At 69.7% G+C, this 21,692-nt stretch carries 27 protein-coding genes; 9 read left to right on the forward strand and 18 right to left on the reverse strand.

The genetic code is table 11. The annotated features are described in order from the left end of the window. Entirely contained in the window at positions 1 to 1,737 is a 1,737-nt protein-coding gene (locus G7B71_RS05920; RefSeq protein WP_166038855.1) for an amidohydrolase family protein, read from the reverse strand. Between the two features lie 133 nt (positions 1,738 to 1,870). Between G7B71_RS05920 and G7B71_RS05925 the strand changes: the two genes are divergently transcribed. Further along, positions 1,871 to 2,578, forward strand: a complete 708-nt coding sequence (locus G7B71_RS05925; protein WP_166038857.1) for an SDR family oxidoreductase — start codon at positions 1,871 to 1,873, stop codon at positions 2,576 to 2,578. Next, a complete protein-coding gene (locus G7B71_RS05930; protein WP_166038859.1) occupies positions 2,578 to 3,471 on the forward strand; it encodes a 50S ribosomal protein L11 methyltransferase in 894 nt (297 codons plus the stop codon). Before G7B71_RS05925 ends, G7B71_RS05930 begins: the two co-directional genes overlap by 1 nt. Position 3,472: 1 nt before the next feature. Here the strand turns inward: G7B71_RS05930 and G7B71_RS05935 are convergent, their stop codons facing one another. The 6 genes from G7B71_RS05935 to G7B71_RS05960 are packed head-to-tail and all read right to left on the reverse strand — an operon-like array spanning position 3,473 to position 9,159. Continuing rightward, positions 3,473 to 3,748, reverse strand: a complete 276-nt coding sequence (locus G7B71_RS05935; protein ID WP_166038861.1) for a hypothetical protein — start codon at positions 3,746 to 3,748, stop codon at positions 3,473 to 3,475. A 2-nt stretch (positions 3,749 to 3,750) separates the two neighbouring features. Then, entirely contained in the window at positions 3,751 to 4,053 is a 303-nt protein-coding gene (locus G7B71_RS05940; RefSeq protein WP_166038863.1) for a hypothetical protein, read from the reverse strand. Between the two features lie 55 nt (positions 4,054 to 4,108). Continuing rightward, positions 4,109 to 6,223, reverse strand: coding sequence for an NAD-dependent DNA ligase LigA (gene ligA / locus G7B71_RS05945; protein WP_207774723.1), 2,115 nt, complete (start codon positions 6,221 to 6,223; stop codon positions 4,109 to 4,111). Continuing rightward, the gene (locus G7B71_RS05950) at positions 6,220 to 6,516 is read right to left on the reverse strand and encodes a hypothetical protein (protein ID WP_166038867.1); all 297 of its coding nucleotides are present in this window, start codon (positions 6,514 to 6,516) and stop codon (positions 6,220 to 6,222) included. Before G7B71_RS05950 ends, ligA begins: the two co-directional genes overlap by 4 nt. A 14-nt stretch (positions 6,517 to 6,530) precedes the next feature. Further along, a complete protein-coding gene (recN, locus tag G7B71_RS05955; protein WP_166038869.1) occupies positions 6,531 to 8,183 on the reverse strand; it encodes a DNA repair protein RecN in 1,653 nt (550 codons plus the stop codon). 43 nt (positions 8,184 to 8,226) lie between these two features. Continuing rightward, a complete protein-coding gene (locus G7B71_RS05960) occupies positions 8,227 to 9,159 on the reverse strand; it encodes an outer membrane protein assembly factor BamD (RefSeq protein ID WP_166038871.1) in 933 nt (310 codons plus the stop codon). A 200-nt stretch (positions 9,160 to 9,359) separates the two neighbouring features. Here G7B71_RS05960 and G7B71_RS05965 point away from each other — a divergent pair, with 200 nt between their 5' ends. The 4 genes from G7B71_RS05965 (at position 9,360) to G7B71_RS05980 (ending at position 13,396) form a co-directional block, all read left to right on the forward strand. Then, entirely contained in the window at positions 9,360 to 10,811 is a 1,452-nt protein-coding gene (locus G7B71_RS05965) for a circularly permuted type 2 ATP-grasp protein (RefSeq protein WP_166038872.1), read from the forward strand. Continuing rightward, positions 10,811 to 11,746: an alpha-E domain-containing protein gene (locus G7B71_RS05970; RefSeq protein WP_166038874.1), complete on the forward strand. Its 936-nt coding sequence runs from the start codon at positions 10,811 to 10,813 to the stop codon at positions 11,744 to 11,746. Before G7B71_RS05965 ends, G7B71_RS05970 begins: the two co-directional genes overlap by 1 nt. Further along, the gene (locus G7B71_RS05975; protein WP_166038876.1) at positions 11,746 to 12,585 is read left to right on the forward strand and encodes a transglutaminase family protein; all 840 of its coding nucleotides are present in this window, start codon (positions 11,746 to 11,748) and stop codon (positions 12,583 to 12,585) included. The genes G7B71_RS05970 and G7B71_RS05975 overlap by 1 nt, the downstream gene beginning before the upstream one ends. Before the next feature lie 64 nt (positions 12,586 to 12,649). Further along, positions 12,650 to 13,396, forward strand: coding sequence for a peptidase (locus G7B71_RS05980; protein WP_166038878.1), 747 nt, complete (start codon positions 12,650 to 12,652; stop codon positions 13,394 to 13,396). A 3-nt stretch (positions 13,397 to 13,399) separates the two neighbouring features. Here the strand turns inward: G7B71_RS05980 and G7B71_RS05985 are convergent, their stop codons facing one another. Then, positions 13,400 to 13,843, reverse strand: a complete 444-nt coding sequence (locus G7B71_RS05985) for a CHRD domain-containing protein (protein WP_166038880.1) — start codon at positions 13,841 to 13,843, stop codon at positions 13,400 to 13,402. Positions 13,844 to 14,057: 214 nt separating this feature from the next. On the opposite strand from G7B71_RS05985, the gene G7B71_RS05990 reads away from it, so the two are divergent. Next, positions 14,058 to 14,465, forward strand: a complete 408-nt coding sequence (locus tag G7B71_RS05990) for a DUF4383 domain-containing protein (protein WP_166038882.1) — start codon at positions 14,058 to 14,060, stop codon at positions 14,463 to 14,465. A gap of 145 nt (positions 14,466 to 14,610) precedes the next feature. Then, positions 14,611 to 14,853, forward strand: coding sequence for a hypothetical protein (locus G7B71_RS05995; protein ID WP_166038884.1), 243 nt, complete (start codon positions 14,611 to 14,613; stop codon positions 14,851 to 14,853). 73 nt (positions 14,854 to 14,926) lie between these two features. Here G7B71_RS05995 and G7B71_RS06000 read toward each other — a convergent pair whose 3' ends face one another. The 10 genes from G7B71_RS06000 to G7B71_RS06045 form a co-directional block, all read right to left on the reverse strand. Next, positions 14,927 to 15,103 carry a hypothetical protein gene (locus G7B71_RS06000; RefSeq protein ID WP_166038886.1) on the reverse strand — a complete coding sequence of 59 codons (177 nt, stop codon included), beginning with the start codon at positions 15,101 to 15,103 and terminating at the stop codon, positions 14,927 to 14,929. A gap of 157 nt (positions 15,104 to 15,260) precedes the next feature. Continuing rightward, complete coding sequence (locus tag G7B71_RS06005) at positions 15,261 to 15,638, reverse strand: VOC family protein (protein WP_166038888.1); 378 nt, start codon at positions 15,636 to 15,638, stop codon at positions 15,261 to 15,263. A 61-nt stretch (positions 15,639 to 15,699) separates the two neighbouring features. Then, positions 15,700 to 16,155, reverse strand: coding sequence for a PA2169 family four-helix-bundle protein (locus G7B71_RS06010; RefSeq protein ID WP_166038890.1), 456 nt, complete (start codon positions 16,153 to 16,155; stop codon positions 15,700 to 15,702). A gap of 216 nt (positions 16,156 to 16,371) precedes the next feature. Next, on the reverse strand, positions 16,372 to 16,593 hold the full coding sequence (locus G7B71_RS06015) for a hypothetical protein (protein ID WP_166038892.1): 222 nt from the start codon (positions 16,591 to 16,593) through the stop codon (positions 16,372 to 16,374). Between the two features lie 77 nt (positions 16,594 to 16,670). Beyond that, complete coding sequence (locus G7B71_RS06020) at positions 16,671 to 16,877, reverse strand: cold-shock protein (protein ID WP_166038894.1); 207 nt, start codon at positions 16,875 to 16,877, stop codon at positions 16,671 to 16,673. 62 nt (positions 16,878 to 16,939) lie between these two features. Further along, positions 16,940 to 17,128 carry a hypothetical protein gene (locus G7B71_RS06025; protein WP_166038897.1) on the reverse strand — a complete coding sequence of 63 codons (189 nt, stop codon included), beginning with the start codon at positions 17,126 to 17,128 and terminating at the stop codon, positions 16,940 to 16,942. Between the two features lie 215 nt (positions 17,129 to 17,343). Then, the gene (locus G7B71_RS06030) at positions 17,344 to 18,114 is read right to left on the reverse strand and encodes a glutaredoxin (protein ID WP_279338393.1); all 771 of its coding nucleotides are present in this window, start codon (positions 18,112 to 18,114) and stop codon (positions 17,344 to 17,346) included. 76 nt (positions 18,115 to 18,190) lie between these two features. Next, positions 18,191 to 19,201, reverse strand: coding sequence for a hypothetical protein (locus G7B71_RS06035; RefSeq protein WP_166038899.1), 1,011 nt, complete (start codon positions 19,199 to 19,201; stop codon positions 18,191 to 18,193). Further along, complete coding sequence (locus G7B71_RS06040; protein WP_166038901.1) at positions 19,198 to 20,577, reverse strand: glycosyl transferase family protein; 1,380 nt, start codon at positions 20,575 to 20,577, stop codon at positions 19,198 to 19,200. Before G7B71_RS06040 ends, G7B71_RS06035 begins: the two co-directional genes overlap by 4 nt. 102 nt (positions 20,578 to 20,679) lie before the next feature. Further along, positions 20,680 to 21,219 (reverse strand): hypothetical protein, encoded by a 540-nt coding sequence (locus G7B71_RS06045; protein WP_166038903.1) that lies wholly within the window; start codon positions 21,217 to 21,219, stop codon positions 20,680 to 20,682. A 188-nt stretch (positions 21,220 to 21,407) separates the two neighbouring features. Here G7B71_RS06045 and G7B71_RS06050 point away from each other — a divergent pair, with 188 nt between their 5' ends. Next, entirely contained in the window at positions 21,408 to 21,680 is a 273-nt protein-coding gene (locus tag G7B71_RS06050) for a hypothetical protein (protein WP_166038905.1), read from the forward strand. Positions 21,681 to 21,692: the final 12 nt, after the last annotated feature.

The raw sequence follows: 21,692 nt of genomic DNA on the forward strand, positions 1-21,692 counted from the left end.
TTACCCGGCCGGCGAATCGTCGGCCGGGGTGAACCAGACGCGCGTGATCAATCCGTCGCGGACCTCGTATATGGCCGCGCCCCGGATTCGTCGGCCCTCGGGCAGCCCGCTCACGATCTCCTCGTCGATCACGTAATTGCCGACGGCGATCCGGCGCGGGACGTACGCGTGGAGAGCGGGCGCCCGTTCGAACATAGCGCCATATTGCCGGCGCATCGCCGCATGGCCCTGCATCGTCGGCGCATCCGGAAAGTCGTAGATCTGCACGTCCGGATGATAGGTGGCGATGAACGCCTCCAGGTCGCGCGCATTATAAGCGTTGAGCTGGCGCTGGACGATTTCCTCGGGCGTCGCCGGGACGAGCTCGCTCTGGCGCCAGGCGCGGCCGTCCTTCACCACCATCGCGATCCGCGACAGGTTGGCGACGTCGGCGAGCGGATCGGCGTCCAAGACCACCATGTCGGCGAGCCGCCCGGGTGCGACGAGGCCGAGATCGTCGGCGCGGCCGAGGAAGCGCGCGCCGGTGATCGTCGCGCTGGCCAGCACCTCGCGCGGAGTCAGTCCGGCGCGCGCCATCTGCGCGAACTCGCGGTAGATGGAGGGACCGGGCAAGGTGCCGATATTGCCGGCGTCGGTCCCCATCGCGATGGGGATGCCGGCGTCGCGCACGGTGCGCAGGTTGGCGAGCAAGGTCGCAAAAGGCTCCGCCGGCGCCGGCCTCCCGGCCAATTGCCGAATCGGGGCCGGGACGACGTCGTCCGGCAGATGGCGCAGGTCCATGAGCGAACCCATGACGTCCGGATCGGCCAACGCATATTCGCGCTCGATGAAGCCCGGCTGCTGGGTGAAGGTGCGCAGATAGCCGCCATAGACGTCGAGCGTGGTCGTGTAGATGGTGCCGCGGCGGCGCAGCAGGGCGATGAACGCGGCATCGACCGGGCGGTCCTCGACCCCATGGACGAGGAGGTCGGCGCCGGCCTCGACAGCGGCGCGCGCCGTCTCAAGCTCGGTCGCGTGGACGGCGACGCGGATGCCGGCCGAATGGGCCTCCTCGATCGCGGCGCGGACCACCGGCAGGAATTGCTGCGCGGTCTCGCCGGGGCGAACGACGTACCACAGCTTGATGAAGTCCGGCCGCCGCGCGACCTGGGTGCGGACCAGCGCCCGCGCCTCCTCGGGCGTGGTCGCGGCGATGATCGGCGGGTCGGCGACATCGGCGAGCACCGGCGGACGCCAGGTCGAGATCAGCGGCCCGGCCACCCCGACGCGCGGCGCGCGCGGATTGGCGGCGCTGCGGGCGCGCACCTCGAAATTCTCCATCGGGCCGCCGACGTCGGCGACGGCCGTGACTCCGCTCGCCAGATAGCGGGCGAAGGTCTCGTCGAGCCGGCCCCGGATCGCCGCGATCTCGGATTCGTAGGGCACGGCGCGGCGCAGATCGATTCCGTCGGGGCGGGTGTAGAGGCCGCCAGACTGGAAGAAATGGACGTGCGAATCGATGTAGCCGGGCACGATCCACTTGCCGGTCGAGTCGATCACCTGGACGCCTTCCGGGATGCGCACCCTTCCCGCCCGGCCGACCTGGACGATGCGGCCACCGCGGACCACGACGACGGCATTGGCGATCGGCGCGCTGCCATCCGGATTGACGACGGTGCCGCCCCGAAGCACCAGATCCTGCGCCTGAGCGGCGGTCGCCGCGAAACAGGCGAGGATGAAGACGAGCAGCTTCATCATCACGCTTCCCCCCTCTTGCGTCCCCGCCCTGAGCTCCCCGCGAGGATCGGCAAGGCTTAACCCGTCATCGGCCTACAGAGAAGCCGCTGCGGGCGGGCTTGCTGGCGAAAGGCCTGCCGCCTAGGGCGCTGCCATGAGCGCTCCCCTCAACATCCTCGTCACCGGCACCAGCCGCGGCATCGGCGCCGCGATCCGCGCCGCCCTCAACGGCCACAATGTCGTCGGCCACTCGACGCGCGGCGACGAGGGCGAGATCGCCGCGGATTTCAGCGACACCGACCAGGTCACCGCCTTGTGGTGGGAGGCGATGGGCCGGCTCGGCGGGCGCATCGACGTTCTGGTCAACAATGCCGGCATGTTCGAGGCGACTCCGATCGAGCAGGGCGACGAGGCATGGCTCGCGGGCTGGGAGCGGACCATGCAGGTGAACCTCACCGCCTCTGCCGCCTTGAGCCGGCTCGCCGTCCTCCACTTCCGCGAGACGGGCGGCGGGCGGATCGTCAACGTCGCGAGCCGCGCCGCCTATCGCGGCGACAGTCCCCAGCACTGGCATTACGCCGCGTCCAAGGCCGGCATGATCGGCATGACCAAGACCATCGCCCGCGGCTACGCCGGCGAGAACATCCTCGCCTTCGCCGTGTGCCCCGGCTTCACCATGACCGGGATGGCCGAGGATTATGTCGAGAGCCGCGGCGGATCGAAGCTGCTCGCCGACATCCCCCTGGGCCGCGTGGCGATGCCCGACGAGGTCGCCGAGACGGTGCGCTGGATGGCGGTCGACGCGCCCGCGTCGGCGACCGGAAGCGTAATCGACGTCAACGGCGCGAGCTTCGTGCGCTGATGACCTGGAAGCTCACCCTGCCCTGCACCAAGGCCGAGGCCGAGCAGCTCGGCAGCGACATCAGCCCGCTCGCGCTGATGGACGAGCCGCCGACGCTGATGACCAGCGAAGAGACCGAGGAAGACTGGCGGCTCGACGCCTATTTCGAGGCCAAGCCGGGCAAGTCGGAGATCGCGGCGCTGCAGGCGCTGGCGCCGAGCGCGGCGGGCGCGAAGCCGGTGATCGAGGAGATCGCCGACCAGGACTGGGTGACCCTGAGCCAGCAGGGCCTCGAGCCGATCCAGGCCGGGCGTTTCTATGTTCACACACCGGCGCATCGCGGCTCGGCGCCCGACGGCGCGGTCGCGCTGGAGATCGACGCCGGCCGCGCCTTCGGCACCGGCCAGCACGAGACCACGACCGGCTGCCTGATCGCGCTCGACCGGCTGAAGCGCGAGGGCTTCGTCGCGCGCAACCTGGTCGATGTCGGCACCGGCACCGGCCTGCTCGCCTTCGCCGGCCTGAGGCTGTGGCCGGGCGCCCGGGCGATGGCGTCGGACATCGATCCCATCGCCGTCGACGTCACGCGCGAAAATGCAGCGATCAACGCGGTTCGGCTCGGCCGCGGCCCCGGTGCGCTCGACACGGTGACGGCGCCGGGTCTCGACCATGCGCGGCTCAAGGCGCGGGCGCCTTACGACCTCATCATCGCCAACATCCTCGCGGGCCCGCTGATCACTCTGGCGCCGTCGCTGTCGGCGGCGCTGGCGCCGGGCGGGCGGCTGATCCTCGCCGGCCTGCTCGACAGCCAGGCGGCGCGGGTGCAGGCGGCCTATCGCCGCGAGGGCCTTCGGATGCGCTTCACGATCAGTCGGGGGGACTGGCCGACGCTCGTCCTGCGCCGGCCGCGCTGAGCTAGCCCGCGGGCTTTTCCGGCCGACGCGGCGCGGGCGGCGCGGGAGCGGCGCTCTCGCAGCGGTCGACTTCGCGAAGCACCGCCTCGACCAGCTCGCCCGCCGGCAGGTCGCCGAGCCGCTGAGCGCCCGGACGTCCGGCCGACCAGTCGTCGCGCCGCCAGGATTCTTCCTCGACGCATGCGCCCCATCGGGACGGCGCCCCGGTTCGCTCCGTCTGCTGCGGCGGTGCGGGCTGCGCGCCCTGGAGCAGGATCAGCGCGGCCGCCCACATCATGATCAGCGGCCCCGCTGCACCCGCTGGCGATCCTCGTCATTGACGAAGGTCACCTCGCGGCAGCCGTCGACGTTGCGATCGACCGCGTAGAGCAATTGCGCCGGCGGCTGCTGGTCGAGCCGGGTGCCTTCGTAGCGCCGGTTCTCGCCTGACACCTGAACCACGATCGGGGTGCAGCCGGGACGGGACTCCTGCAGCATGTTGCGCGCGGCGCGCTGGGGCTCTGCGGGCGCCTCGGCGGTCGGCGTTTGCGCCGGGGCCGTGGCCTGAGCGGCCAGCGCCGCGACGAGAAGGGCAATCTTCATGCACGCCTCCTTGATCGCTCCGAGGATAGCAGGATCGGCGGGCGATACGAAGCGCCTAGCCGCGGGCGGCGCGCACGATCTCCAGCCAGGCGGCTTCGTCGATCACCTCGATGCCGAGGTCGGCGGCCTTCTTGAGCTTGGAGCCCGCGCCGGGGCCGGCGACGACGAGGTCGGTCTTGGCCGAGACCGAGCCGGCGACCTTGGCGCCAAGCGATTCCGCCTGGGCCTTGGCCTCGTCGCGGGACAGCTCCTCGAGGCTTCCGGTGAAGACGACCGTCTTGCCGGTCACCGGCGATTCCCGGACCTCGTGGACGACGTCCTCGATCTCGACTCCGGCCGCGAGGATGTCGCTCACGACCTCGCGATTGTGCGGCTCCTCGAAGAAATCGAGGATCGCGTTGGCGACCTCGGGGCCGATGTTGGGAGTCGCGACCGCCTCGACGACCGCCTTGTTGCGGCGTTGGAGGCACTTGCGCTCGTCCTCGCCGAGCACCGGCTGGATGTCGGCGCGGATGGCGAGCGCCGAGTCGATCATGGCCATGAAGGCTTCCCAGCTTCGGTAGCGGCGGGCGAGGTCGCGGGCGGTGACCTCGCCGACATGGCGGATGCCGAGCGCGTAGAGGAGGCGGTCGAGCGGTGGGCGGCGCTTGGCGTCGATCGCGGCGACGAGGTTCTGAGCGGAGATCTCCGCCCAGCGCTCGCGGCTGAGCAGCTTCTCCTTGGTGAGCTTGAAGATGTCGGCCGGCGACTGGAGCAGGCCGTCGCGGAAGAAGCTTTCGATATGGGTGATTCCGAGCCCTTCGATGTCGAGCGCGTGGCGGCTGACGAAATGGCGAAGGCGCTCGACGCGCTGGGCGGGGCAGATCAGGCCGCCGGTGCAGCGCACGTCGACCTCGCCCTCCTCGCGCACCGCTTCGGAGCCGCATTCGGGGCAATGGGTCGGGAAAACGTAGGGCGGGCGGGCGGCCTCGGGGGTGCGGTTCTCCAGCACCTGGGGGATGACGTCGCCGGCGCGCTGGATGAGGACCCGGTCGCCGGGACGCACTCCGAGCCGCTTGATCTCGTCCTTGTTGTGAAGCGTCGCGTTGGTGACGGTGACCCCGCCGACGCTGACCGGCTTCAGTCGCGCGACCGGGGTGAGCTTGCCGGTGCGGCCGACCTGGATGTCGATCGCGACGAGCTCGGTCTCGGCCTTCTCGGCGGGGAATTTGTGGGCGATCGCCCAGCGCGGCGCTCGGGCGACGAAGCCGAGGCGCTGTTGCCAGTCGAGCCGGTCGACCTTGTAGACCACGCCGTCGATGTCGAACGGCAGGTCGGCGCGCTTGGCCTCGATCGCGCGATAATGGCCGAGCAGGCCGTCGAGATCGGTGAAGCGACCGAGGTCCTGAGCGATCGGCAGGCCCCAGCTTGCGATCGCCCGCATGACCCCAAGCTGCGTGTCGGCGGGAAGCGCCGACACCTCGCCCCAGCCATGAGCATAGAAGCGCAAAGGCCGCGTAGCGGTGACGCCCGCGTCCTTCTGACGGAGCGAGCCGGCGGCGGCATTGCGCGGATTGGCGAACTGGCGCGCCTTCTCGGGGTCGTCGGCCTCGGCGAGCAGGCGGGAGTTGAGGGCCGCGAAATCGGCCTTCGACATATAGACCTCGCCGCGCACCTCGAACATTTCGGGCACGTCGCCGGCAAGGCGCTGCGGCACGTCGGGGATGGTCCGGACATTGTCGGTCACCACCTCGCCGGTGGTGCCGTCGCCGCGCGTGGCGGCGAGGACGAGCACGCCCTTCTCGTAGCGAAGCGAGCAGGACAGGCCGTCGATCTTCGGCTCGGCGGTGAGCGCGACCTCCGCGTCCGTCGGCAGGTTCAAATAGCGCCGCACCCGGTCGATGAAGTCGGCGACGTCCTCGTCCGCGAAGGCGTTGTCGAGGCTGAGCATCGGCAGCGCGTGGCGGACCTTGGACAGATGCGCCGCGGGCGCCGCGCCGACCTGCCGCGACGGCGAATCCGCGCGCACGAGGTGGGGGAATTGCTTCTCCAGCGCGGCATTCTCCCGCCCCAAAGCGTCATACTCCGCGTCCGAAATCTCCGGCGCGTCGTCGGTATGATAGAGCGCGTTGTGCCGCGCGATCTCGGCGGCGAGAAAGGCCAGACGCTCGGCGGCTTCGGCTTCGGTCATACGGGCTGGCATGTGCCGTTGCGCGTGACGAAACGATGGGGCTCGCTCTCCCCGCTGGAAACGTAGCCAATCGGACAGATGATTGGCTCACCACCAACGCGGTAGATGGCAATCTGTCCCGATCCGTCAGCCCGATTTGCTCGCTCGGCGGACACGATATTTCCCTCGTGCGTCATGGCGGTCGTCTCGTTGTAGAGGGTCAATTCAGCGCGATCGACTTCAACACCGCTGATATCGACCTCGAAGCGATGCGGTTGCGAGCAGCCAACCATTGCGCCGAGGCCTGCGACCAAGAGCCAAGTCCTCATCACGCCGCCTCCAGCAGCCGCCCGGCCTGCGCCCGCGCCTCGTCGGTGATCTCGGCGCCTGAGAGCATTCGGGCGATCTCCTCGCGGCGGCGGGCGTCGTCGAGGGCGTGGACGCTGGTTCGGGTGACGGTGCCGTCGTGGCTCTTCTCGATGAGCAGGTGGGCGCGGCCGCGGGCGGCGACCTGGGGCGAGTGGGTGACGACGAGGACTTGGCTTCGTTCGGCGAGGCGGTGGAGGCGCTCGCCGATCGCGCTCGCGACGGCGCCGCCGACGCCGCGGTCGATCTCGTCGAAGATCATCGTCGTCGCCCCGCCCGATTCCGCCAGCGCGACCTTCAGCGCGAGAATGAAGCGCGACAGCTCGCCGCCGCTGGCGATCTTGGACAGGCCACCGAACGGCGCGCCGGGATTGGTAGATATCTCGAATTCGACGCGGTCGCGGCCCGAAGCTCCCGGCTCGGCGGGGACGAGGACGGTGCGGAAGCGGGCGGAGTCGAGTTTCAGCGGCTTCAATTCGGTGGCGACGGCGGCGTCGAGCCGTTCGGCCGCGGCGCGGCGCCGGGCGCTCAGGGCGTCGGCTGCATCGTCATAGGCCGAGCGCTCGGCCGCGACGGCGCGCTCCAGTTCGTGCAGGCGCTCCCCGCCGGCTTCGACTGCCTGGAGACGCTCGCGCAGCTCGGCGAGTAGCGCGGGAAGCGCGTCCGGCTCGACGCGGTGCTTGCGGGCGGCGGCGCGGATGTCGAACAGTCGCGCCTCGGCTTCCTCCAGCCGCGCCGGATCGAAGGAAAGCGCCTCGCGCGCCCGCTCCAGCGCGTCCTCGGCCTCGCTCGCCTCGATGACGGCGCGGTCCAATGCGGCCAGCGCGGTGGCGAGATGTTCGTGCTCGGGCGCCATCCGGTCGAGCCGGCGCGACGCCTGGCGAAGCTGGGCGAGGCCGCCTTCGGAGCCGCCGAGGAGGGATTCGACGGCCGCAAGCTCCTCGCCGAGACGGGCGCCGGTCTGCATCGAGGCGCGCAGCTCGGCGAGATGGGCGTCCTCGCCCTCGCCGGGAGCGAGCCCTTCGAGCTCGCCGACGGCATGTTCGAGCCATTCGCGGTCGCGCTCCGCCGCCTCGACCACCGCGCGCGCCTCCTCCAGCGCCGTTTCCGCCGAGCGCAGGCGCGTCCAGGCGCTTGCCGTCGCGGCGGTGTCGATTCCGCCGAACGTGTCGAGCAGGGCGCGGTGGCCGCGCGGATTGAGGAGGCCACGGTCGTCATGCTGGCCGTGGATCTCGACCAGGGTCGGGCCAAGCTCGCGGAGCAGGCCGGCCGAGACCGGCTGGTCGTTGACGAAGGCGCGGCTGCCGCCGTCGGCCTTGACCAGGCGGCGAACGACGATCGGCTCACCCGACTCGCCGGCAAGGCCGTTGCCGTCGAGCAGGGCATGGACCGGATGGTCGCGCGCCACCTCGAAGGTGACGGTGACCGCCGCCTGCGCCTGGCCGCTGCGCACGAGGCCGCTGTCGGCGCGGGCGCCCAATGCGAGGCCCAAGGCGTCGAGCAGGATCGACTTGCCTGCCCCGGTCTCGCCGGTGAGCACGCCGAGGCCGTCGCCGAACTCCAGGTCCAGCGTCTCGATCAGGACGACATCGCGGATGGAGAGGGCGGTCAGCATTCACCGCCCTCTTAATTCAAACTCGCGCTCGCGGGGAACCGCCTCAGTTGCCCGGAGTCGGATTCGGATCGGGCTGCGGCTCGGACGGACTGCCAACCTCGGGCGTCGGCGGCGGGCCGACCGGCTGCTGCGGCGGCTCGTTGCTCGCCGCGGCCGCCGGGGTCGGCTGCGGAACCGGCTCGGCGCGCAGCGGCCGCATGTTGGGATAGTCCTGCATCAACTCGTAGGCGCGGCGATACCAGACGGTCGACGGATAGTTGGCGCCGAGCACGGCGGCCGAGCGCTGCGCCTCGATCGGGATGCCGAGGGCGACATAGGATTCCGTGAGACGCATCAACGCTTCCGGAACGTGAGTCGTCGTCTGGTAGGTGTCGATGACGGTGCGGAAGCGGTGGACCGAGGCGAGCCACTGGCGGCGGCGCTGGTAGAAGCGGCCGACTTCCATCTCCTTGCCGGCGAGATGGTCGCGGACGAGGTCGACCTTCAGCCGCGCGTCGTCGGCATAAGGCGAATTCGGATAGCGCCGGATGACCTCGCCGAGCGAGGCCAGCGCCTGCTGAGTGATGCCCTGGTCGCGGGTGACGTCGCTGATCTGCTCATATTGGCTGAGCGCGATCAGATAGAGGGCGTAGGGCGCCGAGCGGTTGCCCGGGTGAATGGCGAGGAAGCGGCGCGAGGCGTCGATCGACTTCTGGTAATCGCGGACCGCATAATAAGAGAAGGCGCTCATCAACTGCGCCCGCCGCGCCCAGATCGAATAGGGATGCTGGCGCTCGACCTCGTCGAAGATCGCCGCGGCGGTCGTGTAATCGCCCCGCTGAAGCCGGTCGTAGCCCGCATTGTACAGCGTGTTGACGTCGCGCGCGACATAGCGCGTGTCGGCCCGGGTGCTCCCGAAACCGCTGGCGCAGCCGGCGAGCGGGATGATTGCGGCGCCGAGCGCGAGGGCAAGCAGCGGACGATTGTTCTTCAGCATGGCGGGCTTCTTAGCGGGTGCTTGGGGGGAGGCCAAGGCTTGTCCTGAGCCTGTCGGAAGGGAGCATGATTGAAGCGGTTTGGCGCGTGAACGCGAGGTGAATGTCGGCGCCCGCGCAACCTTGTGCGCATTTGGGGTTTTTGCCGCGTTCAGGCATTGTAACCGGCGCGGCCTGTCATGGGCCGACCGAGCGAGGGGCGATGGCAGGCGCGGCGTTCGACGAGCTCTGGGGTGGCGGCCGGCGCAACGCCGCGGCGCGCGAGGGTTTCGAGGCGCTCGCCGGCTGGCTCAAGGCCACCCCGCCCGCCGAGCTCGACCGCCGCCAGCAGACCGCCGAGGCCGCCTTCCGCCAGATGGGCATCACCTTCAACGTCTATGGCGACGAGGAAGCGGCCGAGCGCATCATCCCGTTCGACATCATCCCGCGAATCTTCGCCGCCGCCGAATGGCGGCGCCTGTCGGAAGGGCTCGAGCAGCGGGTGCGGGCGATCAACGCCTTCGTCGACGACGTCTATGGCGCTCGGCGGATCATCGCCGACGGCGTGGTGCCGGCCGACGTGGTGCTCGCCAACCCGCGATTCTGCGCGGGCGTCGCCGGGGCGCGGCCGCCCCACGGGATCTACACCCATATCTGCGGCATCGACATCGTTCGCACCGGGCCGGACGAATTCTATGTGCTGGAGGACAATGTCCGAACGCCGTCGGGCGTCTCCTACATGCTCGAGAATCGTGAGGCGATGCTTCGGCTTTGCCCCGAGCTGTTCGAGATCTTCGCGGTCGAGCCCGTCGATTCCTATCCGGAGCTGCTGCATGAAACCTTGTTCGCGGCCGCGCCCCATCGGGGCCGCGAACCGGTCTGCGTGCTGCTGACGCCCGGCCATCACAATTCGGCCTTCTACGAGCACAGCTTCCTGGCCGACAATATGGGCATCGAGCTGGTCGAGGGCCGCGACCTCGAGGTCGACGACGACGTGGTGTGGATGCGCACCACCGAGGGCCGGGTGCGGGTCGACGTCATCTACCGCCGAGTCGACGATGCCTTCCTCGATCCGCTCGTGTTCCGGCCCGATTCGATGCTCGGCGTGCCCGGGCTGATCGCCGCCTATCTCGCCGGCAACGTCACCATCGCCAACGCGCCGGGCACCGGCATCGCCGACGACAAGGCGATCTACTCCTACATGCCGCAGATCGTCCGCTATTATGCCGGCGAGGACGCCAAGCTCCCCAACGTCGAGACCTGGTGCTGCCGCGACCCCTCCGCGCTCAAATATGTCCTCGACCATTTGCCCGAGCTCGTGGTCAAGCTGGTCGACGGCTCCGGCGGCTACGGGATGCTGGTCGGGCCGGCCTCGACGCACAAGCAGATCGAGGACTTCCGCGCCGCGCTGGTCGCCGAGCCGCACCGCTACATCGCGCAGCCGACCCTCGCCCTGTCGACCGTCCCGACCATCACCGCCAAGGGCATCGTGCCGCGCCATGTCGACTTTCGCCCGTTCGTGCTGAGCGGGCCGGACCGGGTGGTGACCGTGCCCGGCGGACTCACCCGGGTGGCGCTTCGCGAAGGCTCGCTGGTCGTCAATTCGAGCCAGGGCGGCGGCACCAAGGACAGCTTCATCCTCGCCGACGCGGCGCCGGGCAGAACGACCGGCTGATGCTGTCGCGCACCGCCACCAACCTGTTCTGGATCGGCCGCTATATGGAGCGCGCCGAGTTCACCACCAGCCTGGTCGAGGCGACGATCCGGCTCGATTCGCTGGGCACTCGGGCGGAGAGCGACCAGACCTGGCGCAGCGCCCTCGCCGTGGTCGGCGCAATGCCGGGGTTCGAGGCGACCCAGGAGAATTTCGGAGCATTCGCGGCGCGCCGCTATCTCACGCTCAGCGACGCCAATGACGGGTCGGTGCGCTCCTGCCTCGCCCGCGCCCGCGACAATGCCCGCGCCGCGCGCAACGCCTTGTCGCGCGAGGTATGGGAAGCGATCAACCGCGCCTGGCTCACCATTCGCGGCCGCGCCAGCCCCGGCGGCACCCAGGCCACCCTCACTCTCGTCGACGCGCTCAAGGCCGAGGCGCGCGGCTTCGAGGGCGCCCTCACCCGAATGCTTCGCGCCGAGGCCTATTGGTTCATCCGGCTCGGCACCCTGATCGAGCGCGCCGACAACACGGCGCGCCTGCTCGACGTCAAATATTACCTGCTTCTGCCGGAAGGAGAGCAGGTTGGCGGCACCCTCGACCGCGACCAGTGGGACACCATCCTCCACATCGTCTCGGCGCGGCTCGCCTACCGCCTGCTCTACCCGCAGGGGCTCGCGCCGTGGTGGGTCGCCGACCTGCTGGTGTTCCGCCGCGAGCTGCCGCGCTCGCTCCATTTCTGCGCCGCCGAGACGGTCGAGCTGCTCGCCGAGTGCGGCGCCCGCACCGGCCGCCAGGGCGAGGCCGACCGCCTCGCACGGCAGCGCCTGACCGCGGTCGAGGGCGACGATATCGACGCCCTGTTCCAGCGCGGGCTGCACGAATGGTTGCAGCGGTTCGTGCGCGAGAACAACGCGCTCGGCGCCGCCATCGCCCACCAGTTCCGGTTCGCCTGATGCAGCTCGGTATCCGCTACACTACCGTCTATCATTATCCCGAGCCGGCGACTCGGCTGATCCAGCTGCTGCGCGTGACTCCGCACAGCTTCGCCGGCCAGACGGTGCTGGACTGGCGCATCGACGTCGACAGCGACGCGCGGCTGCGCGAGCATCGCGACGGCTTCGGCAATATCGTCCACATGCTCTACATGGACCGGCCGCCGGGCGGACTCGAAGTCAGAGTCACCGGCCGGGTGCTGACCGAGGACCGCGCAGGTATCGTCGGCGAGGTGCCGTACGACCTGCCGCCGCAGGTCTTCCTGCGCGCGACTCCGCTGACCGAGGCGGGACGGTCGCTCGCCCCCCTCGTCCATGCCCTGCGCAAGCACGATCATGACGACCGGGCGATCCTGCATCATCTCAACGACCGGCTGTTCCTGCGCATGCGCTTCGACGCCGAGGCCACCGAGCTCGACACCAGCGCCGACGAGGCGTTCGAGGCGGGCCACGGCGTGTGCCAGGACTTCGCCCACATCTTCATCGCCGCCGCCCGAGCGCTCGGCATTCCCGCCCGCTACGTGTCCGGCCATCTCTACCGGCGCGACGGCGAGCATCGCCAGCCGGCCACCCATGCCTGGGCGGAGGCGTGGGACCGCGACCTCGGCTGGATCGGCTACGATCCGACCCACGGCATCTCCACCGACGCGGCCTATGTCCGGGTCGCCTGCGGACTCGACTATCACGACGCCGCCCCCTTCTCCGGCCGGGTCGCCGGTGGCGGCGACCAGTCGCACAGCGTCGATGTCGAGGTGAAGGAGGTAGGCCGACGCCAGCAACAGCGGCAGAGCCAGTCGTGACTTTCGCGTCCGTGATTGCGAGAAGCGCAGCAACGACGGCTGCACGGACCAAAGGGGACTTGGGATGACCTATTGCCTGGGGATGCTGCTCGACGAGGGGCTCGTCATGATGGCCGACACCCGGACCAATGCCGGGGTCGACAATTTCTCGATGTACAAGAAGCTCCACCTGCTCGCCGAAGGTCCCGACCGGACCATCTACGCCTGCACCGCGGGCAATCTGTCGGTCACGCAGACGGTGATGACTTTGATTTGCGAAGGGCTCGCCGCGGAAGGGCCGGAGGGCGAGATGCGCCGCAGCCTGCACGAGGCCGGCACCATGTTCCGCGCCGCGCAGCTGGTCGGCGAGGCGATCCAGATCGCCGGCCGAAGCGTCGGCAGGGCGCTCGAGAGCCTCAACATCTCGGCGAACTCGGCGATCCTGCTCGGCGGCCGAATCGGCAACCAGCCCCCTGCCCTGTTCCTGATGTACGACGCCGGCAACTTCATCCAGTGCAAGCCGGAAGTGCCGTTCTTTCAGATCGGCGAGACCAAATATGGCCGGCCGATCCTCGACCGCGAAGTGCGCAGCGACACGCCGCTGGCCGAGGCGGTCAAATGCGGATTCCTGTCGTTCGATGCGGCGATGGCGTCGAACCTCGGCGTCGCCCGGCCGATCGACCTGATGGTGATGCCGAGCGACCGCAGGCGGCCGATCCTGAGCCACCGGGTGGAGCGCGACGACGCCTATTTCAACGAGGTGTCGAAGCGCTGGTCGGACCTGCTCCACGCCGGCACCCGGGCGATCCCCAACCCGCCCTTCATGGCCTGACGGTCAGCGGCGCAGCTGCCCGCGCACCGCGCCGTTGGGATAACGCGCGTTGTGGACATTGACGTAGAAGCCGGCGGGCGCGCGCTCAATCTCGTCGGCGAGCGCCGACGGCACGCTGAGGCAGCCGCGCGACTCGCCGTCGGCGGGCGCGTCGATGGTCACCACCGGCGGGCCGGCGACCCCGCGCGCGCCGCGATGGATATGGGCCGCGGTGGCGGGCTCGATATTGGCGACGGTGACGACGTAGCAAAGATTGTCGGTGCGATCGACGATGGTCACTTCGGCGCGGCCGGTGCCGTCGGGGTCGCCCGGGCCCGGCACCTCCATCGCGCCGGACAATTCGGCCTGAAGTCCCTCGCCGACGGCGTCGCCGACGGTCTCGCAGCCGGCGAGCGCGAGGCCCGCGGCGACGGCCAACGAAGTCATGCCGATCCTGGAAACAGCCATGGCGAAGCTCCCTGTTCAGATGCACGCCGGCACCAGCGATCCGGCGCCGGACTGGAGTGAAAACCGGTGCTGTCCCAGGATGTTCCGGTCCCGTAAGTCGGTCCTGCGGCGGCGCTTCCATTGCGGAGCCACAACGACTAGGCTGCCTCATCGCCCGCTCGGAGTGCAAGCGCGGGCTGCGTGCTTTGGAAGCCTGTTAGGGGAGGGTTCTGCCATGGTCCGTACTTTCGCACTTCTGTTCGGCATCGTGTTTCTCGCCGTCGGCGCGCTCGGCTTCGTGCCCGGCATCGCCGAACCCGCGACCCATGAGGGCGTGACGATGACCCATGGCTCGGCCATGCTGCTCGGGCTGTTCCCGGTGAACACTCTGCACAACATCGTGCACCTGCTGTTCGGCCTGTGGGGCGTGATGGCCTATCGCTCGGCCGGCGGCGCGGTCGGCTATTTCCGCGGCGTCGCGGTGCTCTACGCGCTGCTCACCGTGCTCGGACTGCTGCCGCAGACCAACACCCTGTTCGGCCTGGTTCCGCTGCACGGCAACGACGTGTGGCTGCACGCCGCGCTCGCGCTCGTCGCGGCCTATTTCGGCTTCGTCCACCGCGAGACGACGGTCACCGCCTGACCCGCGATCCGCCGCCCGCCCAGGCGGGCGGGCGGCGGCGCATCGGCGCAATGCGACAGGCGGACGAGCGCGCGCGCCGGACGCCGGAACGCCGGACAGACGGGTCCGTTGACGATGCCTTGAGGGGCAGACAACGGAGCCTGACATGAACGACCAAGACGGCAACCGCCAGCAGGGCGGCCAGAATGACGACAGCAACCGCCAACGCCAGCAGCAGCAGGATATGGACCGGCAGCAGCAGGGCGGCGGCAGCGACCAGAACCGTCAGCAGCAACAGGAACAACATGGCGACACCATGCGCCAGCAGGGCGATCCGTCGCGGCAGCGCGACGACGACGTCAGCGGCGGCCAGATGACCGGCGGCGAGGCCCGCGACTCGCAGCGCTAGACCGCGGCGCAACAGCTGCACTCAAGGCCGTCCGGGCGACCGGGCGGCCTTTCTGCTGCGCCTGCGAGGAAAGCTAGGCGGCGGCGCTCGGCCGGTTCTCGACGACCTGCTCGAGCCGCTCGTGCGCTTCGATCACCGCGCGGTAGCGCTTGGCGAGATCGAGATGGGCGGTGCGCGCGGCTTCGCTCAAAGCCTGGGCGGCGAAGGCCCGCTCCTGCTGCTCGCGTTCGCGATAATAGGTGAGTTCCATAGCTCGGGCTCCGGCATTGCAAGCGGGAGCGCGGATGACGGCGGGAACAAGCGTCCGCCCTGTCTCTCAGGCGCCGGCATGCTCACAAGAGGGTGGCCGGCGATGGCGCCGTTATAGCAAAGCCCGCGCGAGCGAGTCTTGATCAGGATCAAGCGGGCTAAAAACTGTTGATATGGAGGATGTTGCCGTCGGGATCCTTGAGCCAGGCCAGCTTCGCATCGCCGGCGCGATGGACGTTGCCTTCGAGGCGGCCGATGTCGGGATAATGTTCGAAGGCGGCGCCCTTCGCCTCGAGCGCGGCGACGATCGAGTCGAGGTCACCGCCGACTCCCCACACCACGGCGTTGGCGCGGTTGGTGCCGGCAAATTCGGAGCGATAGACGGTCAGGCGAGTCGCGCCGGTCTTGTAGACGATCACGCCCTCCTCCCCGCCCTGGTCCTCGCGCTCGAGGCCGAGCGTGTCGCCGTAGAAAGCGCGGGCACGGTCGAGGTTACTGACCGCGACGATGGCGGAGCTGTCATGGTCCTTCAGCATGCCGATCTCCCGGAGCGACGCGTGGGGAGGCGCGGGGGATGTCCCCCGCGCCTCCGCTTTATCACATCGCGGCTTCGAGCTGGTGCTTGAGATCACGGGCGGTGTCGTGGCCGCGGCGGACGGACTCGTAGCAGCTGCGCATGACCGCTCGGGTCTCCTCCGAGACGTTGGTGTCGTTCATGGCGCGCTCGAACTCCTCCTTAAGATAGTCCTCGCCGCGCTCGACCTCCTGGATCACCGCCTTGTCGCTGCTGCCGCCGAGCGCCGCGCGAAGATCCTCCCAGCGGCGATGGAGCGTGCCGGCGACCGAGCCCTGCTCGGTCGGAGTGCCGCCGAGCGCGCGGCTATGCGCCTGGAGGGTGGTGACGACCTCGCGGCGCTCCTGCGCCATGTCGCGGAAGAAGGACGCGAAGCGGCCGTCGGGCGAACCCTCGGCGGAATTCTCGAAGCCCTTGATGCTGTCGATGACGGTGTGGATGAGGTCGTCGAGCTTCGAAATGTCGGTGTTGGTGGACATGATTGCCTCCGAATATGGGTTCGGGGGCAGAACGGGCGGCGGCGCGCGATGTTGCGGGGGAAAATGGTTAAGGGACGCGGACGCCGGATCGGGCGGCTCGGAGAGAGGGCGAGCGCCGGGAGCGAGCCGGGCGCCGGCTGCCGCCACAGGCCGAAGGGGAGGTTCCCGGCCCCCGGCTTCGCAGCTGAACGCCGAGTCGCCGCCGGCGCTCGGGGCTCAGTGGGCGGCGACCGCCTGTGGGGCGGCTTCGGCGACGGCGGCCTTGCGGGCGGCGTCGGCTTCGCGGTGGCGCTCGGAACGCTCGGCGCGCTCGGCCATCGCGTCCCAGGCGTCGGCGGCGCGCATGCAGCGCTCGCGGACATTGGCGAGGCTCGCGGCGGCGGCGTCGCGGCGCGCCTCGGCGGCACGGGCTAGGAAGAAATCACGCTGTTGGCTCATTCGGACAGGGCTCCTGCGGGGGTTGACGAGTAAGGAGCAGGGCCGCGAACCGGCCCCGCTCCTTATTACCGCGCCGGTCAGGCGGCGCTCAGATTGACCGCGCTCATCTTGCCGCGGCGGTCCTGCTCGAGTTCGTAGGAGACGCGCTGCTCCTTATCGAGCGTGCGCATGCCGGCGGCCTCGACCGCGCTGATGTGGACGAAAGCGTCGGTGCCGCCGTCCTCGGGCTGGATGAAGCCATAGCCCTTGTCGGCGTTGAAGAACTTGACGGTTCCGATAGGCATAGAAGGTATCCTTGGTAGAGACGGGCACGGAATTGCGCCCGGTAGGCTAGAGGGATGGGAGCTCAGTCGGCCGCAGCGGCCTCCGGAGGGCGTTTGGCGTCCTGCGCGGCGAGCGCGCGGTCGCGGTGATAGCGGTTGCGGCGGCCGCGGCGCGCCAATTGCTCGCGCAGCACGAAGACCCACAAGGCGATGAGCGCCGCCAGCCCGATGGAGGCGATCATCGCATAAGCGGCGAGGAGGCGCGTGGTCATAAGGCTCAGCCGACCCGTGCGGCGGCGCGCTCGGCCCGTTCTCGTTCGGAGCGATCGTTGACGTTCATTCGAGGCGCACTTTCCAAGTGCAAGCGGGAGCGCGCCGATGTTCGGAAGTCTCTCAGCCGCCGGCATGCTCACGGGATCCGGAGCCGGCGATGGCGACTCAATAGCATGGAAGCCGCCATTCGCCTAATCGGGCGCTCCCCGGCGGGTCACATCCGCGCCAGCATCCACAGCGCCATTGCCACCATCATCACGTTCTCGGTCAGTGAGATGAAGCCCAGGGGAACGTTGCTGTCGCCGCCGACGCAGGCGCATTTGAGCTCGCGCCGATCGACATAGACCGCCTTGAACACGCTGGCCGCGCCGATCGTGCCGATGAACAAGGCGAGCGGGATCGACAGCCAGTTCAGGACCATCGCGATCATCAGCACGCCCGCCAGCCCTTCCGCGAACGGATAGATGTAGGCGTAAGGCAGCCAACGCTTGGCGAGCAGATCGTAGCCGAGGAACATCGTCGCGAAACCATCGACGTCGCGCAGCTTCATCAGCGCGAGCACCGCCATGCTGAAGGCGATGAACCATTCCGCGGCGCGGATCGTGAACGGCGTGCCGAACACCGCCTGGCTGGTCGCCGCCGCCATCGCCGCGGTGATTCCGAACAAAGCGATGACCGGCTTGTAGGTGACCGCCTTGGGATCGCGCACCGTCTTGCCGAGGAATTTGCGCAGATCGTCATGGCCGCCGATGCGTGTTCCGCCGATGAAGATCTGCGGAGTCGTCGCGACCTGGTGCTCGGCCTTGAACGCGTCGGTCTCCGCGCGGGTGGTGAGCCAGCGGTCGTCGACCTCGTAGCCGGAGCGGCGGAGCAGGTCCTTCGCCTTCACGCCCCACGGGCAGACATGCTTGTCCATCACCATCCGGTAGATGGTGGCGCGCTTGCCGCCCGCTGCGGGCACGGCGCTGTCGAGCGTGGTGGCCATGGTCTTCTCCTCGTCATGGGTAACGGACGAGACGGCATATGGCATCCGTACCATGGTACGGAGTCAAGGCTTGCGTTCAGAAGTCGCTGGCGAGGGTGAAGGCGGGGCCGGAAGCGGGCGCGGCGTCGCCGGCGACGCGGAAGCGCCATTCGCCCATGGCGCGGACATTCACCCCCCGGATCGGCAGCCGCGCCGAGACGTGCGGGCCGGCATCGAGGCGGGCCGCGCCGGGCTGCGCGCCGCCCCACAGGCCGCCGCCGACGTCGACGGGGCCGAGGCGGGTCGTGGCTCGGACGAGGCCGTCGGCGAACAGGTCGGGGTCGTCGAGGCCGACCGCGCCGGCCTGGCCCCATGCCTCGACCCGCAGCCGCCCCAGCCGCCGCTCGCCGCCGCCATAGAGAGTGAGCGCGAAGTCGGATCGCCCTTCCCGCCCGATCGCCTCGCGCCGCTCGGCGAGGATGTTGAGCGGAACGCTCGGCAGCGGCCGCCAGTCGATGCCGACCGCCGCCTCGGCGCCCTCGGGCCGCTCCAGCGGAAGGTAGACTCGCCCGCTCAGCGCCAGCGGCGCTCGCCGCCCGAAGAGCCGGTAGGTCAGCCGCAGCCCCGCCTGGCTTCCCCCCAGCTCGCCGCCGGGCGCCAGGGTCGGGTCGCCGCGCTCGCGTACTAAAATCCAGGCCGACCCACTCCACCGCCGAGTCTGTCCCGGCGGCGCCGGCACGGACGGGAACAGCTGCGCCACGCCCGGCGCCGCCGTCCGCAGGAAAGGCTCGCCCGGTTGCGCGACATCGAGCGCCGCCGGTTCGGCCGAGAGGAAGACGATCGGAATGAAGCCGCCGCGCGTCGCCGCCGTCTCCGCGAAGCCGCCCGGGCCACTGTGCCCGGCGGCGGCGCGTGCCAGGCCGGCCGGTGTCTCCGCCGCAGGTGGAAGGGGGTCTGAAGCGGCCGCGACCGACGCGGGCCGCTCCGCCGCGGCGACATCGGGAAGTGCCTCGTCCGCCCAGTCCGGGACCAGCGCGAGCGATCGCACGGCGATCCAGCCGCCGACGACGGCGCCGAGAAAGCGGAGCGGGGCCGGCGGCGCGGTCACTCTGCCGGGACCTGGGCAGGGAAGATATGGCGGGTCTTATCCCAGTCGGCCCGCCCGGAGCGCCGCGCCAGCAGGTAGCGCCCGACCGCGCGCCGCGCCGCGAGCATGGCGATGGCGTTGCCGACCAGGATCCTCGGCACCGACCGCAGCCCCTCGCGCCAGCCATAGGCGACCGTCACGAAGCCGAGGCGCATGGCGAGCCGCCACACAAGCAGAAGCATCGCGGCATAGCTCAAGGCCGCCAGCGCCGGCGTGAGCAGCACGATCTCATGACCCGTCGCGACCGCAAGCGCGGCCAGCGGCGCCGTCGTCAGAAGCGCGGCATAAGCGGCGCACAGCAGCAAGGCGGCGAGCAGCGACTGGCGGTCGCGAAGCCGCATCCACCGCTCGGCAAAGCCACCGCTCCAGCCGAGCCGGTCCCAGCCGCTCAGCGCGATCCCCACCATCCAGCGCGCCTTCTGGCCCACCGCGGCGTCGATCGTCGCCGGGAAATGCTCGCGGGTCACCACCGCCGGGCCGCCCGAATCCGCCGGCAGACGAACGAAGGTCGAGCGGCGGCCAAGCGCGCGCAGCCTGAGGCCGAGCTCATAATCCTCGGTCAGGCTCGCGGCGTCGAACGGCTGGCCGCCCGGCCCGGCCAACGCCTCGAGCGCATCGCGGGACAGGGCGCAGCCGACCCCCGCCGACGGCAGGCCGGCGCCGAGCGCTTCTCGCACCACCAACTCCTTGCCATGCGCCTCGGCGAATTCGTCGGCATAATGGCCGGCGATCCATCGCGAATCCGCGTCGATCAGCGGCAGCACCGGCAGCTGGACGAGGTCGAAGCGCTCGATCAGGCTGTCGAACAGCCTCAATTCGGCCGAATGGACGACGTCCTCGGCGTCGTGGAGGACGACCGCCTTGGCCCGCCAGCCCTCCGCCGCCTCGTCGGCGAGCAGCGCCGCCCAGATCGCATTGAGGCAGTCGGCCTTGGTCGTCGGGCCGGGCATCCAGCCGACCACCGTGCGCACCCGCGGATCGGCGACGGCCCGCACCGCTTTCGCGGTCGCGGGATCGTTCGGGTAGCAACCCACATAGATACGGTAATCGTCATGATCGAACCGGCCGAGCGCGTGGCGCAGCATCGGCCCGATCACCTCCGCTTCCTGCCAGGCCGGGACGAAGATAACGAGCGGCCCGGCCCGCAGCGGCGCCGGCAGGTCGGCGACCGAGGCCGGCCTCGCCCGCAGCAGGGCGCGCTTCGCCCGCAGCGCCAGCCAGGCAAGGTCGATCGCGAGATCGCCGATGCCGAGCAGGATGAAGCCGGCAGCCGCGAACAGCGTAAGCTCGCGAACAACGAACGCGCTTATTCCGATAAACCCGCTGGCCCACTCCATGCGGTTTCCCCCGAATCGGACCAGTAACAATCCATTCCGGAGATGGATTAGGCAAGTCCTTCGTGACGACACTGCTGTGCAGCGTGGTCGGCTGCGGACGATTTACCTTGGCGAGGACTCGCGGCAGGCCGCGGCAGGCCGCGCCGGTCGGACGAGCGTCGGCCTGCGGCCGCCGCCGTAAGCGGCGATTCGGGCATTTTCATTGGCGGTGTCGGCCGCGGCTTCGGCGGTCCAGCGGTCGAACAGGCAATAGGCCCGATCGAGCCCGCGCAGCAGCCGGGCCTGCTCGCGCCGACCTACCGCGCATTCCGCGAAATAGGCGCCGAACTGGCGGCGGAAATCGTCCGGGCCGGGACGGCGGCGCGGCTCGACAGGGTCATCGGAGTCGCCGCTCGAGCAATCGCTATAGGCAAACAGCGTGCCGCGCCGCTCGCCGCCATTGCCGTGCCAGAAGATCGCGTGATGCCGGATCGAGAAGGTGCGGCCGTCGCGCCCGAGCTCGACAATGCGGCCGCCGTCACTCTCGGCAATATCGGTGACCGTCCACCCGCCGACGACGCTTCGGCGGAGGATGCGCGAGTCGTTTGTCTGCTGTGCCGTCGCCAGCAGGCTCGCCATCGCAAGAGCGAAGCCCCATCCCATGCCGGTATCCTAGCAGGTCGCGGCCGAACAATCGCCGCCGGCCGCGATGTCACCGCTGGCAAGCGGGCATCGAATCCCTTCTCGACTTGTGCGCTTGGCAATCTTATGCGAACCAGCACGAAGAGGGCGTTTCCGGCAGCCCGCCGAAGCGCCCCTTTTCGTGGGCAGCTTGAGAAGGGGTCCCAAGCATGAAGATTCTGGTGAAGGCCGCGGCTGCGGTTGGTCTGCTTGCGCTGGCGGCGTGCAACAACACCGCGACCGAGAACAAGGCGGATGCCATCGAGGCGAACGGCGCCAACGTCGCCGAGAACCTCGAAGAGGCCGCCGAGAACATGACCAACGACCAGGCCGCCGAGGCGACCGAGAACAAGGCCGATGCGGTTCGCGAGAGCACCGAGGAAAAGGCCGACGCCGTCCGCGAAGGCAACGGCAGCGTGGAGAGCAACGTCAGCGGCATGTAAGCCGTTCACGCT

Source organism: Sphingosinicella sp. YJ22 (genome assembly GCF_011320075.1).
Classification (GTDB): Bacteria; Pseudomonadota; Alphaproteobacteria; order Sphingomonadales; family Sphingomonadaceae; genus Allosphingosinicella.